At 26.9% G+C, this 17,352-nt stretch carries 11 protein-coding genes; 8 read left to right on the forward strand and 3 right to left on the reverse strand.

Features of this window, described 5'->3' with window-relative positions; all coding sequences use genetic code 11:
- Positions 1–76: 76 nt before the first annotated feature.
- The 6 genes from ADFLV_RS05305 to ADFLV_RS05330 all read left to right on the forward strand — a co-directional run bounded on the left by ADFLV_RS05305 (position 77) and on the right by ADFLV_RS05330 (position 12,818).
- Positions 77–6,844 carry an autotransporter domain-containing protein gene (locus tag ADFLV_RS05305; protein ID WP_172658760.1) on the forward strand — a complete coding sequence of 2,256 codons (6,768 nt, stop codon included), beginning with the start codon at positions 77–79 and terminating at the stop codon, positions 6,842–6,844.
- Between the two features lie 24 nt (positions 6,845–6,868).
- Positions 6,869–7,597, forward strand: coding sequence for a peptidylprolyl isomerase (locus ADFLV_RS05310; RefSeq protein WP_014473831.1), 729 nt, complete (start codon positions 6,869–6,871; stop codon positions 7,595–7,597).
- Positions 7,598–7,600: 3 nt separating this feature from the next.
- Positions 7,601–8,422 (forward strand): lipase family protein, encoded by an 822-nt coding sequence (locus tag ADFLV_RS05315; protein ID WP_129011159.1) that lies wholly within the window; start codon positions 7,601–7,603, stop codon positions 8,420–8,422.
- A 70-nt stretch (positions 8,423–8,492) separates the two neighbouring features.
- Positions 8,493–9,275 (forward strand): hypothetical protein, encoded by a 783-nt coding sequence (locus ADFLV_RS05320; RefSeq protein WP_129011158.1) that lies wholly within the window; start codon positions 8,493–8,495, stop codon positions 9,273–9,275.
- A gap of 149 nt (positions 9,276–9,424) precedes the next feature.
- A complete protein-coding gene (locus tag ADFLV_RS05325; protein ID WP_228712378.1) occupies positions 9,425–10,333 on the forward strand; it encodes a cytochrome-c peroxidase in 909 nt (302 codons plus the stop codon).
- A complete protein-coding gene (locus tag ADFLV_RS05330) occupies positions 10,326–12,818 on the forward strand; it encodes an EAL domain-containing protein (protein WP_129011157.1) in 2,493 nt (830 codons plus the stop codon). Before ADFLV_RS05325 ends, ADFLV_RS05330 begins: the two co-directional genes overlap by 8 nt.
- Positions 12,819–12,837: 19 nt before the next feature.
- Here ADFLV_RS05330 and ADFLV_RS05335 read toward each other — a convergent pair whose 3' ends face one another.
- Genes ADFLV_RS05335 through ADFLV_RS05345 form a run of 3 tightly spaced genes read right to left on the reverse strand, consistent with a single transcriptional unit; the run spans position 12,838 to position 15,195 of the window.
- Entirely contained in the window at positions 12,838–13,563 is a 726-nt protein-coding gene (locus ADFLV_RS05335; protein ID WP_129011156.1) for a hypothetical protein, read from the reverse strand.
- Positions 13,564–13,576: 13 nt separating this feature from the next.
- The gene (gene ftsY / locus ADFLV_RS05340; protein ID WP_014473837.1) at positions 13,577–14,629 is read right to left on the reverse strand and encodes a signal recognition particle-docking protein FtsY; all 1,053 of its coding nucleotides are present in this window, start codon (positions 14,627–14,629) and stop codon (positions 13,577–13,579) included.
- Positions 14,630–14,637: 8 nt separating this feature from the next.
- Positions 14,638–15,195: a TlpA family protein disulfide reductase gene (locus tag ADFLV_RS05345; protein ID WP_014473838.1), complete on the reverse strand. Its 558-nt coding sequence runs from the start codon at positions 15,193–15,195 to the stop codon at positions 14,638–14,640.
- Positions 15,196–15,256: 61 nt separating this feature from the next.
- Between ADFLV_RS05345 and ADFLV_RS05350 the strand changes: the two genes are divergently transcribed.
- Both ADFLV_RS05350 and rny read left to right on the forward strand, forming a co-directional pair.
- On the forward strand, positions 15,257–15,796 hold the full coding sequence (locus ADFLV_RS05350) for a 5-formyltetrahydrofolate cyclo-ligase (RefSeq protein ID WP_129011155.1): 540 nt from the start codon (positions 15,257–15,259) through the stop codon (positions 15,794–15,796).
- Between the two features lie 11 nt (positions 15,797–15,807).
- Positions 15,808–17,352 carry a ribonuclease Y gene (gene rny, locus ADFLV_RS05355; RefSeq protein ID WP_129011154.1) on the forward strand — a complete coding sequence of 515 codons (1,545 nt, stop codon included), beginning with the start codon at positions 15,808–15,810 and terminating at the stop codon, positions 17,350–17,352.

Here is a 17,352-nt window from a genome sequence, read left to right on the forward strand (position 1 = left end):
ATATTTTAAAAAAATTAGATATTATATATACCATTATTAAGCTGTATAAATATATTTAAGGGAGAACTCTAATAAAATGAAATCATTTAGAGTTATAGATACGAGATTTCGTATTTTAAAGGGTGGTAAAATAGGATTAAATCTATCTATTTCTTTAATAGGTAGTGCTTTGATTTTTGGTAATACAAGTAGTTATGCAACTGATTATTTTACTGATGTACAATCTACTATTTCTGATTCTACGACAACTCCATCAGGAGGAACAAATCCAATTACAGTAGAAAAAGCTGTAAATAGTGGAGTTTTATCTAGTACAAGAACAGAAAATGATACAAATCCAGTAGTTTTTAAACCTACTTCTTGGGCAAATAGTTCTTATACTGATCCATCATTTGCTGCTGCTCAGACAGATCCTATGTATACACTTTATCCTGCAAGATATTATTTAGGAAGCCAAAGCTTTTCTCCATTAGAATTAAATTTAACTTTTACAACTGGAGCTACTTCAGGAAGTATTTCAAAAAATAGTACAACTTTTTATAATACAAATATAATACCTTCTAGTTATATAACTGATGCTCCTGGTATTCCTACTCAAACTTTAAGTTCAATCTCATCAAATAGTTATACAGCAAATTTAATTTTTGATGGTTCAAATACCGTTTCAGGTTCAACAAATATTGAAGATGGAAACATAAAAATAAATGGAACAGTAAATTTTAATGGAGCAGTTACAGCAGGTTCTATTGATATGGATACTACAAATACAGCAACTTTTGCTGGAGATGTTTCTTTATCTTCAGGAACAGGAAATTTGAATTTTAGTCAAGATGGAGATATTATTTTAAATTCAAATTTTTCTGGAAATATTACTAATACTGATTCAGGTGATGGAAATATAACAACAATAGGAATAAATAATATTAATGGAAATATAGGAAATAATTTAAATTTTTTAAATACTTTAAGTATTGGTAATTTAACTACAATTTCAACAACAACTGTTAATGGAGATATATTTGTAAATAGTACAATTTTAAATAATACAACAACAAATAGTTCAACCTTGATACTTTCAAATGATAAAAATATAACTTCAACAATAACAACATCACATGATAATAAGGGGATTTTAACATTATCTGGTGGAACACAAACTGTAACAGGACAAGTAGGAACAGATGCAAATAAATTGAAAGAGATAAACGCAGGAGCGAATAGTTCAAACTCAACATTTAGTGATGATGTGTACGCAACAAACCTAGATGTAGAAGGAACAGGGACAGTAAATTTAGATGGGAATTATAAAGGGACGTCAATAAGATATAACGCAGATGGAACAGTAGTTTTAGCAGATAATAAAAATATAAACTCTTCAATAGTAACAAATAGTACAACTCCAACAGGAACATTAACTTTAGAAGGAAGTTCAACAGTAAGTGGAACAGTAGGAACAGATGCAAATAAATTGAAAGAGATAAACGCAGGAGCGAATAGTTCAAACTCAACATTTAGTGATGATGTGTACGCAACAAACCTAGATGTAGAAGGAACAGGGACAGTAAATTTAGATGGGAATTATAAAGGGACGTCAATAAGATATAACGCAGATGGAACAGTAGTTTTAGCAGATAATAAAAATATAAACTCTTCAATAGTAACAAATAGTACAACTCCAACAGGAACATTAACTTTAGAAGGAAGTTCAACAGTAAGTGGAACAGTAGGAACAGATGCAAATAAATTGAAAGAGATAAACGCAGGAGCGAATGGTTCAAACTCAACATTTAGTGATGATGTGTACGCAACAAACCTAGATGTAGAAGGAACAGGGACAGTAAATTTAGATGGGAATTATAAAGGGACGTCAATAAGATATAACGCAGATGGAACAGTAGTTTTAGCAGATAATAAAAATATAAACTCTTCAATAATAAATAATAGTAGTACAACTCCAACAGGAACATTAACTTTAGAAGGAAGTTCAACAGTAAGTGGAACAGTAGGAACAGATGCAAATAAATTGAAAGAGATAAACGCAGGAGCGAATGGTTCAAACTCAACATTTAGTGATGATGTGTACGCAACAAACCTAGATGTAGAAGGAACAGGGACAGTAAATTTAGATGGGAATTATAAAGGGACGTCAATAAGATATAACGCAGATGGAACAGTAGTTTTAGCAGATAATAAAAATATAAACTCTTCAATAATAAATAATAGTAGTACAACTCCAACAGGAACATTAACTTTAGAAGGAAGTTCAACAGTAAGTGGAACAGTAGGAACAGATGCAAATAAATTGAAAGAGATAAACGCAGGAGCGAATGGTTCAAACTCAACATTTAGTGATGATGTGTACGCAACAAACCTAGATGTAGAAGGAACAGGGACAGTAAATTTAGATGGGAATTATAAAGGGACGTCAATAAGATATAACGCAGATGGAACAGTAGTTTTAGCAGATAATAAAAATATAAACTCTTCAATAATAAATAATAGTAGTACAACTCCAACAGGAACATTAACTTTAGAAGGAAGTTCAACAGTAAGTGGAACAGTAGGAACAGATGCAAATAAATTGAAAGAGATAAACGCAGGAGCGAATGGTTCAAACTCAACATTTAGTGATGATGTGTACGCAACAAACCTAGATGTAGAAGGAACAGGGACAGTAAATTTAGATGGGAATTATAAAGGGACGTCAATAAGATATAACGCAGATGGAACAGTAGTTTTAGCAGATAATAAAAATATAAACTCTTCAATAGTAACAAATAGTACAACTCCAACAGGAACATTAACTTTAGAAGGAAGTTCAACAGTAAGTGGAACAGTAGGAACAGATGCAAATAAATTGAAAGAGATAAACGCAGGAGCGAATAGTTCAAACTCAACATTTAGTGATGATGTGTACGCAACAAACCTAGATGTAGAAGGAACAGGGACAGTAAATTTAGATGGGAATTATAAAGGGACGTCAATAAGATATAACGCAGATGGAACAGTAGTTTTAGCAGATAATAAAAATATAAACTCTTCAATAGTAACAAATAGTACAACTCCAACAGGAACATTAACTTTAGAAGGAAGTTCAACAGTAAGTGGAACAGTAGGAACAGATGCAAATAAATTGAAAGAGATAAACGCTAATGGAATTACTGGAAAAACTGTAACATTTGAAAAAGATGTATATGCAATAACTACAAATATTAATTCTTTAGAAATAAAATTTGAATCGGATTTAACAAGTAATATAGTTGCAAATATGAGTGATCAAGGAGTGGTAAGTTTTATAGGTGATAATAGCGGAAAATCACAAATTATTACTGGAAATATAGGAAGTTCTGGATCATTTATTTCAACTTTAAATATTGGAGAAAGTGGAAATTCAACAAACTATTCAACTACAACAATAAATGGAAATATATACGCAAACAGTACAGTTTTAAATAATAATGGAACAGCAAATAGCTCAACATTAGTTTTAGCTGATGGAAGTGATATTACATCGACAATTACAACAGCAGATGCAAATATGGGAATACTTACTTTAGAAGGAAGTTCAATAGTAAGTGGAACAGTAGGAACAGATGCGAATAAATTAAAAGAGATAAATGCAGGAGCGAATAGTTCAAACTCAACATTCAGTGATGATGTGTACGCAACAAACCTAGATGTAGAAGGAACAGGGACAGTAAATTTAGATGGGAATTATAAAGGGACGTCAATAAGATATAACGCAGATGGAACAGTAGTTTTAGCAGATAATAAAAATATAAACTCTTCAATAGTAACAAATAGTACAACTCCAATAGGAACATTAACTTTAGAAGGAAGTTCAACAGTAAGTGGAACAGTAGGAACAGATGCGAATAAATTGAAAGAGATAAATGCAGCAACAGATGGGGAAACTGTAACATTTGAAAAAGATGTATATGCAATAACTACAAATCTTGGTTCAGGAATTACTAACTTTAATACAATTTCTGGAAATACAACTTCAAATATAGTATTTTCAGGAGTTGGAAAAGCAAATTTAAATGGATATTTAGATGGAAATATAAACTTTGCTGGAAATGATGCAGTTGTAAATATTGCTGATGGAAAAGGAATTTTAGGTTCAGTTGAAACATTAGCAAATAATACAGGAATTTTAAATTTTAGTGGAGATGGTGTTGTTGATGATCTTATTGGAAGCGCACTTTATGGTATTAATGAGTTAAATATTAATACAAATGATGAACAAGATAAAGATAGTAATGGAACAGTAACTTCAAATGGATTATTAGCAAGAAAAGAAATTTTTGCAGATATTATAAATTTAAGAAATAATGCAACTTTAACATTAGCAGATAATGCAAATATTACAAATACAGGATTAAATAGTTTAATCATATCAACAGATAATGCAAATACTGGAAATTTAGTATTTGAAGGAAGTTCAAGTGTAACTGGAACTGTGGGAAGTAGTAGTAAAAATTTAGAAAGTATAGTTGCTGGAGCAAGTGGTGAAACTGTAACATTTAATAATATGGTTTATGCAAGTAATTTAAATTATGCTTCAGATGGAACAGTTATCTTAAAAGGTAATAATGATACAAATAATGAAGGTTTTATAGGAAATGTAGATTTTAATTCAAATGCTGGAACTTTAGAAATTGCAGATAATGTAAATCTTACAACAGGAAGTTCAGGAATAGAGTTTACAAATGCAAATGATGCAACTTTAACTTTTAATGGAACTTCAACTGTTTATGGTGTTTTAGGTGGAAATACAACTGGAAATTCAACTTTTGAAAGAATTTATGCAGGAGCAAATAACGAAATAGTTACTTTTAAAAATGATGTGTATGTTGAAGAAAGTAATGATACTACATTTCATGTGAGTGGTAATGGAGTTGTAAATTTTGAAGGTGATTTATATGGGGATTTAATCTTTGATGCAGATGGAATAGTAAATGTAGATGATTCAAAATCCATAATTGTTTCAAGTGTACCAACATCAATAAGAACAAAAAATGATGGAAAAGGAACAGTAAATTTTGAAGGAACAACGACTTTATACACTGATATAGGTGAATCTTCTTCTAAACTTAATAGCGTTTATTTTGCTTCAAATGGGACATCAGCTGATACTTATACACAAGACCTTGGATATAATATTTATTCTTTAGATACAACAATTGGGAATAATTTAAATAAAACAACTGTGAATATAAAAGATGATATAGCATTTGGTGGAAATTTAACTTTAAATGATAATTCAACATTAAATGTTAGTAATAATGATATTTCAATAGCTGATAAATTAAATATAGGTAAGGATTCAACTTTAAATTTTAAAGTTTATACAACAGATTTAAGTGCGGGACAAGCTGTAGAAAATGGTGCTTCTGGAAGTATTACAGCTTCTTCTTTAACAATAGATAATAGTTCAAAAATTAATATTGATTATGAAGGAAGTTGGGAAGGTGCAGGGCAATATAATCTTATTACAACATCAAATTATTTAATTTCAAACTATTATGGAACAGAAGATAATGGTTTGGTTACGGATAATAGTATTATAGATTCAATCGTTACAGTAAATGGAACAAATCTTACTTTATATGCGGATAGAACAAGTGGAGGCTCATTTAATCCAGAAGATTTATATATTGTAAAATCTGAAATAGGAAAAGATTATTCAAATGGTGCTTCACAATCACTTGCTGGATATGCAAATGAAGCTGATAGAGCAGGAGCTTTAGCAGATATTGTTAGAAATATGGAAAAATATGATGGTGGAACACAATTATCAGCAGAGAAAAAACAAGAGATGATAAATACTCAAAGATTACTCGCTCCAACGGCAAATAATTCAAATATGCAAACTTCTATAACTGCTTCAAATTTAGCAATAACAACAATAAGAGGAAGATTATCAGATATTAGAACAACAGAAATGAATAATTTCACTCCTAATATTTATAAAATGGGATTATCATCAGGAGATTATTATAGTTTTGATACATCATTTTGGTTAAAAGCAATGGGTGGAAAAGCAACTCAAGATAAAGTAAATGAATACGATGGTTTTGATACAACTACTTATGGTTTTGTTGGTGGTATGGACAAAATTACAAATGATGGAACAATTTTTGGTGCGGCTGTTGCTTATTCTACAACAAAAACAAATCAGGACAATCTTGCTTCTGATAGTTCAGATACAACTAGTATTCAAGCAACACTTTACTCTTCTTTAGCTTTTGAAAATGCTTATGTAGATAGTTATTTATCTTATGCAAAACATAAAACTGACGGTACAAGAACTGCAAATTCAGGAAAATTAACGTCAACAGTTGATGCTGATCAGATTTCAGCTAAAGTAGAAACAGGATATTCAATTCCTGTTAATGATGGAATTTCTGTAACGCCTTTTGCATCTTTAGAGTATAGTTTATTAAATCAAAAAGGTTATACAGAAAAAGGTACAGCTTATCAAAACGATGCTTTAAAAGTTGATAGTCTAAAATTAAATAGAGGAACAGTTGAAGTTGGAGCAAAACTTACTTCAAATATAGAGTTAGAAGATACTTTGATTATTCCTCAGTTATCTGCAAGTGTATATAACTCATTTGGAGATAATAGCGCAGATATAAAAGCACAATATATAGGTGGAGGGAAAGAGTTTATTACACCAGCTAGTGAACTTAATAAAACTATGTATAACGTTGGATTAGGAGTAGAAACAAAAATATCTGATTCAACAAGTTTAATTTTTGATATGGATTATGATAGAAGTAAAGATGGTAAATTCCAAGGATATTCAGGAACAGTAACATTTGGTATTAGTTTCTAAAAAGATTTAATTTAAGGATAAATGATGATAGTAAAGAAAATATCTCTATATATATTTTTAGCTTTTTTTAGTATTAATATATATGCAAATGAAATAGCTTCATATTCAGCTATAAAATATCATGCTGATTATGAAAAACAAAATCCTAAAATGAAAGAATCTTTAGCAAAAGAATATTCAAAAGTTAGAAATTTAGCAAAAACTTTAGAAGCTACGGTTATGAAAAATGATGTTGATGTAGAAGTTGCAAAAAATTTAGCAATTGTTGATATTTGGTCGAATAAATTTATACAAAGTTATAAGCCAACTCAAAAAGAGTTAGAAGAACTTTATAAATTAGAAAAACCAAGAACAGTTGCAAAATATGAATTAAGAAATATTTTAGTTTCTTATGAAAAAAATGCCGATAGAATTATTGAAATGCTAAATGAAATAAAAAATAAACAAGAAAAAAAAGATTCATTTATCAAATATGTAAGATCAGTTTCAAATGATGTTGCTTCAAAGCAAAACAATGGTTTAACGGCATTAGTTGATGAAAATAAATTAAATCCTCAAATAAAAGAGTCTTTAAAAGGAAAAAAAGAGGGTGAGATAGTAAAAGTAACTTTAAAAGATTTAGGAACACAAATTTTATATATAGAAAAATTTATTCCAGAAAAAGTTGCAACATTTGAAGAATCAAAAGATGCTTTAATAAATTTAGCAAAGAAAAAAGCTTTATTGAGAGAGATTGAATTATTATCAAAATAAAAAATGAAATATATAAATTTTTTATTAGTAATTTTTCTTTTAACAGGTTGTATAAAAGATATTCCAACACCAAGTGAAAGAAAAAATAGTGTTTTATCTCTTGCAACAACGAAAAATTTTGATGAAATTGATATTTCTACTTCAACTTTTTCTTTATTTTCTTTGCAAAAACCAAATATCAACTGTCAAAATAAAAATCTAAAAGTTTACATTGAAGGTGATGGTTTAGCTTGGTTATCAAGAACCATAATTTCAAAAAATCCTACACCTCTAGATTCAACAATTATAAAACTAATATTTGATGATAATAGTGAATGTAAAGTCTATCTTGCCCGACCTTGTCAATATATAGATTCAAATATATGTAATAATAGTTTTTGGACTAATAAAAGATTTTCAGATGAAGTAATAAAGAGTTTTGATGAAAGCTTAAATATATTAAAAACAAAATATAAAAATAAAAATTTCACTTTAATAGGTCATTCAGGAGGAGGTGCTGTTGCAACTATATTGGCTTCAAAAAGAAATGATGTAGATTTACTTATTACAATAGCTGGAAATTTAGATATAGAAAAATGGACTACAATGCATAAAATTTCTAAATTGGAAGGTTCTTTAAATCCAGCAGATTTTTCAAAAAATTTAGAACATATTAAACAATATCATTTAATTGGAACAAAAGATAAAATTATTCCTAAAGATATATTTTTATCTTATTATTCAAAATTTTCAAAAAAAGATAATATAAAGTATAAATATTTTGATGCTGAACATAATTGTTGTTGGGAAGATCCATATAAAAAAATATTAGAAGAATTAAAATAAATTTTAGATAAAAAAAAGTAATTTGAGAGTAATTTGTAATATATAATTAAAAAAAATTCTAAGGAAAAGTATGTATTCATTTTTAATGAACGAATCATTGAAAAATTTAATAATTCACCGCGTTGCACTTTTTAAAGCTTTAATAATCCCATTTATCTTATTAACAATGATAAATATGATTTTTGATAATTTTATGATTTATGATGAAGTACAAGGGAGATTAGTATTTGCTAATGAAGAAGAAAAATATTTAGTATATTTTCTTTTATTTTTGACTTTCTTGATTAATATCTCAATTGCAGTATCTGTACATAGAATACTTCTAATAAATGAAGATATTTCGCCATGGCAAAGTGTTAAAACAACAAAAAGAGAATGGAAATTTTTCTTTAAATCTTTTTTGATTTTTCTTTTTGGAGCTTTAACTTTTTTATTGATTTTTTTCTTTTCAACAGCCTTATTAAAAATCTTTATTGCAAATTTTACATTTCCAGTCTCTTTACTTTTATCTTTAATATTTACTCTAATAGTAATTAGCAGAATTTCTATTGTATTACCAGCAATTGCAACAGATGAAGAGCTGGGCTTTTATGAAGCTTTCTCAATTACAAAAAATTATAAATTTTTATCTTTTTACATGGTAGGAATTTTCCCTACAATTATTTCTGTATTAGTTTTTTTTGTATATGGTTTAATTATAAATTTTTTGACAGTAGTTGTTTCAAATTATTTTGAATTACTTTATTCTTTATTGAATATGTTTATTACGGCTTTTGTAATTAGTTGTTTATCTGTAACATATAAATATTTGAAAGAAGAAAGTTTGAGAAATATAGAGCAAATAGAAGAATAATTTATCTATACATAAAAATATTATTTTTATGTATAGAATTTTGTAAATTATATAAATAATACTTATTAATCATATGTAGTTAAATAGCAAAATCTTATAAATTAATTATTAATATTATATAATATAATAATTCTAATTTAGGTGTTATTTTGTTGAAAATAATTTGTTATATATTTCCCTTGGTAATTTATCTATTTGCTAAAGAACCAATATCTCCAATTCCTTTAAATATAAAGGTAAATATAGAAAAAGCAGATTTAGGAAAAGAACTTTTTTTTGATACTATTTTGTCTAAAAATAATACAATTTCTTGCCATACTTGTCATTTATTAAATCAAGGTGGAGTTGATAATCTACAGTTTTCCGTTGGCATTGATGGAAAATTAGGAAATATAAATGCACCTACCGTTTTAAACTCTATTTTTAACTTTGTACAATTTTGGGATGGAAGAGCTAAAAATCTTCATCAACAAGTATTTGGTCCAGTAACTAATCCTGTTGAGATGGATAATAACTTTGAAAATTTAATAACAAAGTTAAATAAAACTGATTATAAAAATAAATTTGAATCTATTTATAAAGATGGAATTACAAAAAATAATATTGCAGATGCAATAGCAGAATATGAAAAAACATTAATTACCCCAAATGCTCCTTTTGACAGATATTTAAGAGGGGATAAAAATGCAATTAGTGATGAAGTAAAACAAGGATATGTTTTATTTAAAACTCAAGGTTGTATTGCTTGTCATCATGGAATAAATATAGGCGGAAATTTATATGCGAAATTTGGAATTGTATCTGAACTTAAAAGTAAATCAAAAGGTAGATATGAAGTAACAAAAAATGAGTTAGATGAATATTATTTTAAAGTTCCAACTTTAAGAAATATTGAATTAACAGCACCTTATTTACACGATGGGCGAATAGATAATTTAGAGGATACTGTCAAGTTTATGGCTCATTATCAATTGGGCAAATCATTGAATGAAGATGAAGTTCAAAAGATAGTTCTATTTCTAAAATCTCTAACGGGACAATTATATAATCATGAATAAAATTCAGAAATTTCTTTTTAAATATCTTGATCCAGTTTTGATATTTTTATTTTTATTCATAATTGTATCAACACTTTTTATTTACAATCTTACTTTACTCAATAGTAAAATTAAAAATTTCAATTATTATTTAAATACTTTAAGTAATATAAAAATATTACATAATGAATTCGAATCTCTTTTTGATAATAAAGCTACTTTTATAAATTATGATAAGATAGTTAAAAAAACACAAGAGATGAATAATTTAATAGATGAATTTAAAAATGAAAAATTTTATAAAAAATTTGGAAGTAAATTAAGTACAAGTATTGAGCTTTTAGAAGAAAAATGGAATGAAAAATATGAAAATATTGAACGTTTTAAATCTAATAATTCTGCAATAATCGGTTCTTTAAGTTATATAATAGAGTTGAGTAAAAAAATCAAAACAACTTACATAGTAGATAATTCAGCTGATATTTTAACTTTTGATAACAGCTTAATTACTTTAATCAAACTGTTTGTAAATAATATTGAACTTGAAAAGGAAGCTATAGAAGAAAGCCTAAAAAATCTCTCTTTTTTAGCTAAAAAATATAATAATCAAGATTTTAATTTTTTAAATAAAACAGTTAATTCAACAGTTGATAATTTAACTAGATTAAATAACATAAAACAAGAATATATTTCTATTGATATGAAAAAAATAATAGATTTTATAGAATCAACTTTGATAAAAGAATACAATAGCAATATAAAGAGTCAACAAAAGACTGCTTGGGTTTTATTTTTTATTTCCTTATCTCTTCTAATTACGTTAATTATCATTTATATTAAATCAATAAAAACAAAAAAAGAGTTAATAGCATTTAAATATGCAGTTGAAAATAGTGATAATTCAATCGTAATGACAGATAAAAATAGAAGAATTATCTATGTAAATGAATCTTTTGAAAAAGTAACAGGATATAAAAGAGAGGAAGCTTTAGGAAAAGATCCAAGTATATTAAAATCTGGTAGATTATCAAGTGAATTTTATAACAATATGAATGAAATACTTAATCGAGGAGAAAAATGGACAGGAGAGTTTATTAATGTAAATAAATATCATGAAATATATTATGAAACGGCTTCTATTACTCCAATTATAAGTGATGATGAAATTACTGGTTATCTTGCAATAAAACTAAATATAACTGATTATGTAAGACAACAAGAAAAAGTTGAATTTTTAGCTTATCATGATAATTTAACTCTATTGCCAAATAGAAGAAGTTTAGAAAAAAAGTTAAATGAACTAATATCTAAAGCTACTAAAAATGATAAATTAGCAGTTTTATTTCTAGATTTAGATGGTTTTAAAATCATAAATGATAGTTTAGGTCATGATATTGGAGATTTATTATTAAAAGAAATTGCAAAAAGATTTCAAGAATCTTTACATAGTGATAATTATGTTTTTAGAGTAGGTGGAGATGAATTTGCAATTATAATTGAATATACGAATGATAATAGTAATGAAATAATCAAAGATATTGCAAAAAATATTATAAAAAATATTAATAAAAATATAGTTATTAAAAATAACTCTTTACAAGTTGGTTGTAGTATAGGAATAGCAAAGTTTCCAGAAGATGGAGAAAATCTAACAAATTTATTAAAACATTCAGATACAGCTATGTATAAAGCAAAACAAAATGGAAAAAATAGATTTGAATTTTATACAGAAGATTTATCAAATAGTGTACATACAAGATTAAATATAGAACAATCAATGTCTAAAGGTTTGAAAAATGGTGAATTTTATCTTGTTTATCAACCAAAGTATAATCTTCAAACAAGAAAAATATTTAGTGTTGAAGCTTTATTAAGATGGAAAAGTTCTATCTTAGGAAATATAGAACCAATGAACTTTATTTCAATTGCAGAAGAAACAGGATTTATTAATCAATTGGGTCTTTTTGTATTCAAAAAAGCTTGTGAAGATTTTAAATATTTACAAAAAGAGACAAACTTAGAAATGATTTCTATAAATGTATCAACTGTGCAATTGATGGATTCTGAATTTATTAAAAATCTTAAAGATATTTTGTTTGAAACAAAACTAAATGCTTCAAATATTGGAATTGAAGTTACAGAAACTTTTATAATTAAAAATATGGAAGAAATTTTAGAAACATTAAATGAATTGAGAAAAATAGGGTTTAAAATCATAATAGATGATTTTGGAACAGGTTATTCTTCTATGCAATATTTACAAAAACTTCCAATAGATGTAATTAAAATTGATAAATCATTTATTGATGATTTATCTTCTAATAATCAAGAAATTATAAAAGCAATAGTAGCTATTTCAAAAAGTTTTGGTTATCTGACTGTTGCAGAAGGAATTGAGTTAAAAGAGCAAGAAGAGAATTTATTGAAATTAGGAGTAGATTTAGGTCAAGGATATTTTTTCTCTAAACCAAAAACATTACAAAAACTCATTAACTATTTAGCTTAAAAAAGCTAAATAGTATAATTTAAAATTCAATTTTCATTCTAAAATATCTTGGAAAATTGTTTTTAATTGATTCATCCATCATAACAGGAAATGAATTATAAATTGAATTTTTAATTAATTCATAATTCTCTTTATTTCCACCCATAAAAGTTAATTGTTCATATCTACCATCTTTTAAAATAGTTACTCTTATATTTACAGATTCTTTATTTTTTAAAGATGTTTTATCAATATTCTTTTCTATATTTGAATAAATTTTTTCTCTTATTGTTTGATAAAATGCTTCAATTTTTGCTTTTTCATCAAGTATTTGTTCTTCTTTTTGTAGAGGTTTTTCTGATAACTCATCTACATTAGGTTTATTTTCTATTATTTTTTCAGTAGTTATTATTGGTTCTTCTTTTTTTATCTCATCAATAATAGGTTTATTTTCTGTTCTTTCTACATCATTTGTAGTTTTATCATTATCAGTAGGTGTTGGTTCAATTAAAGTAGTAGAAGGTTCTTTTTGCGTTTCTGTAATAGTCTCTTCAACTTTTTTCTCTAACTCTTCATCTTTTATTTCATCAACAATTGGTTTTGAAAAATTGTCATTTTCAACACTTTTTTCTATAACAGGTTTATTTTCAACAAATTCATCTTTTTCTTCATCAGAAAAAACGAAACTATAAATTGCATAAATGATTATTCCAAGTACTAAAAGTACAAATAAATCTTCAAAAAAAGTTTTAGTTTTTGTTGTCAAGGTCTATTCCTTTTTATTTTTCTTCAGGCGTATAAATTTCATCAAGTAAACTATCAACAAAATTTTCAGGAGAAAATTCTATTAAATCATCTTGTTTTTCACCAATTCCAACATAAAAAATTGGAAGTTCAAGTTGATTTGAGATAGAAAATAAAGCACCACCTTTTGCAGTTCCATCTAATTTTGTAACAATTATTCCATCAATTCCTATCATTTCATTAAAAGCTTTTGCTTGTGCAATTGCTGTATTTCCTTGTGTACCATCTAAAATCATTAGTTTTTGATGTGGCGCATCGTTCATTGCTTTAGAACAAACTTTTACTATTTTTTTTAGCTCATTATTTAGGTTTGTTTGTGTTTGTAACCGTCCTGCTGTATCAATAATAACATTATCAATATTTCTAGCAATTGCAGCACTTATTGTATCAAATGCAACGGCACTTGAATCATGTCCTTGTTTAGTTTTAATAATAGGAACATCTAGCTTATTTGCCCAAGTAGAAAGTTGCTCAATAGCAGCAGCTCTAAAAGTATCACCAGCACCCAATATTACAGATTTACCTTCTTTTTTACATTTATTTGCAAGTTTTGCAATAGTCGTAGTTTTTCCTGCACCATTTACTCCAATAATCAATCTTACAAATGGTTTTGGAAGATTTGATAAATCAACTTTTGGAGCATGTTCAAAAAGCATTACAAGTCTATGTCTTAATTGTTTTCTTGTAATTTCATCAGGAAGACCATTCATAGCTTTTTCTATGATTTCATATTCCATATCTGCTTCAATTAAAAGTTCTTCAATATCATCAAAAGAGATTTTTTCCTTTTTTTGAGGAACTACATTTTTAATGCTTGCAAAAGTTTTTTCTAATGCTCTTGATAAAAAACTTTTTTTCTCTTCTAGAATTTCTTGTTTTTCTAAATTTTGATTTTCTTCTTCTTTTATTTCAACTGGATTTGCATATGCTTCATCATTTAGTGTTGAATTTTCTAAAGTTTCTATCTCTTTAGTTACTTCTGTTTGTTCAACATTTTCTTCTTTTTTCTTTTTAAAAAAACTAAACATTTTTACCCTTATTTTTCTAATACTTTTTTAATATCTATTTCCATCATTTCAGCTGGAACTAAACCTACATATTTTTGGAAAATTTTTGAATTTTTATCTACTAGAAACATAGTTGGAATTGATTTAATTCCTCCTAAACTTTTGGCTAAATCAAAACTATCAGGAGTATTTACAACTGTATAATTTATATCAAAGCTTTTAATAAAATCTAAAATTTCTTCGTTTGTTTTCATCTCTTCAAGTAATACAGAAATTACTACAAAATCATTCTTGTAATTTTCTTGTAGTTTTACTAGATTTGGGATCTCTGCTTTACAAGGTGGACACCATGTAGCAAAAAAGTTTAATAATACTATTTTATTTGGATAATCTTTTAAAATGATTTTATCATTTTCAAGTTTTAAATCAATTATCGTGTTATCTGTGGTTTTTAGTTGAAAATCTGTTTTTCTATCAACTTTTTCAATTTTTGTTTCATTATTGTTTTCATTTTTATCTTTAGAATCACACCCTGTAAAGAATAAAATAAATAAAATTGATAAAAATGCTAAACTTTTAAACTGCATTTTAAGTCCTTTGGGTAAAATTATTTGTTGGGTAGAAATTTTACCCAAGTGAGGCTTAAATATGAAAAATGATCACAAAAGTGATTTTAGAAAATCGTGTATAAAGAAATTAGAATTTATCAGCCTTTTTTCAAAGTATTATAAAAACAAAATTATTGTAAAAAAATTAGAAAAATTTATAAAAATAAGTGAATCAAAAAATATTTTATTATATATACCTTTAGGCATAGAAGTAGATGTAAAACCTTTGATTGTAACTTTAAGAAAGATGAAGAACAAAAATGTCTATGTTCCATTTATGCAAGGGGATAGTTTTAAAATTGTAAAATTTAGATTGCCTCTGTATAAAAAAAAGTTTGCTATAAAAGAGCCAAACAACTCTTTTTTTAAACCTAATAAAATAGATATAGCTATAGTTCCTGTGGTTGGGATAGATGCTATAAATAAAAGAATAGGTTATGGAAAGGGTATGTATGATAGATTTTTTGATAGATTGGATTACAAACCAACAATAATTTTCACCCAATTAATACTTTGTAAAAGTAAGGAGATTCTATCTGATAATTACGATATTCAAGCTGATAATATAATTACAAGTTAAGGTTTTTGAATATGGAATATATGATAGTGACAGTTTTTGTCGGAATTTTAAGTTCGGCAATTAGTATATTTGTGATAAAAAAATTAGATAAAGCAAAATTTCAAATTTTTATAGAACAAGCAAAGGCCAAAGCCAAGGTTATTGAACATGAGGCAGAAGTTGCTTTAAAAGATGCTCAATTAAAAGCTAAAATGGAATGTGATAGAGAGTTTAAAAATGCTCGTAGAGAGTATGAAATAATGCTTTCAAAGATAGAAAAAAAAGAGAGAGATTTAAACGAACATTTAGAATCTGAATTAAAAACTATAAAAGTTGAAAAAGAACAAATTGTAGAAAAAAATAGACAAATTACTACTTTAAAAGAGGGATTAGAACAACAGAAAAAAACATATGAAGAAAAAACACTAGAAGCTATTAAAATTTTAGAAAATGCTTCTGGATTAACTCAAAGTGAAGCAAAAGAGTTAATGATTAAAAAAGTAAAAGAAGATTCAAGAGCTGAAATATCATCAATTTTTAGAAAAAAATATAAACTTGCAGAACAAAATTCTAAAAATGAAATAAATAATATGTTTTCTATGGCTGTTACAAGATATGCTGGTGAGTTTGCTGCTGAGAGATTAATCAATAATATTCCTTTAAGTGATGAAGAGACAAAAGGTAAGATTATAGGAAAAGAAGGAAGAAATATAAAAGCATTAGAGATGCTTTTAGGTGTTGATATTATCATTGATGATACCCCTAATACTATCACTATTTCATCTTTTAATTTATATAGACGAGCAGTTGCTACAAAAACTATTCAAGAATTATTAGAAGATGGAAGAATCCAACCAGCTAGAATAGAAGAAATTTATAAAAAAGTAAAATCCGAATTTGATAAAAATATTCAAAAAGAGGGTGAAGATGTAGTTATGGAACTTGGAATAAAATCTATGCATCCTGAACTTATCAAACTTGTTGGAAGATTAAGATATAGAGCAAGTTATGGTCAAAATGCATTAGCGCATACACTTGAAGTTGCACATTTATCTGGATTATTAGCAGCTCAAATGGGTGGAGATGCAATTCTTGCACGACGAGCTGGATTATTACATGATATTGGTAAAGCTTTAACACATGAAGCACCAGGTTCACATGTACACTTAGGTGCTGAAATCTGTAAAAGATATGATGAATGTGACACAGTAATCAATGCAATTTATGCTCATCATGGTCATGAAGAACCAATAAATGTTGAATCAGCTTCTGTTTGTGCAGCTGATGCTTTAAGTGCTGCAAGACCAGGTGCTAGAAGAGAAGTTCTTGAAAGTTTCCTAAAAAGAGTAGAAGAAGTTGAAAATATTTCAACAAGTAAGCTAGGTGTTTTAAATGCTTATGCGATAAATGCAGGGCGTGAAGTTAGAGTTATAGTAAAAGCTGAACTTGTAAATGATGATGAAGCAGTTTTATTAGCAACAGAGATTGCAAAAGAGATAGAAGAAAAGGTACAATATCCTGGTGAAATAAAAGTTAACGTTATTAGAGAATTAAGAGCAGAAAGTTACGCAAGATAA

Origin of the sequence: Arcobacter defluvii (assembly GCF_013201725.1) — a bacterium.
Lineage (GTDB): Bacteria > Campylobacterota > Campylobacteria > Campylobacterales > Arcobacteraceae > Aliarcobacter > Aliarcobacter defluvii.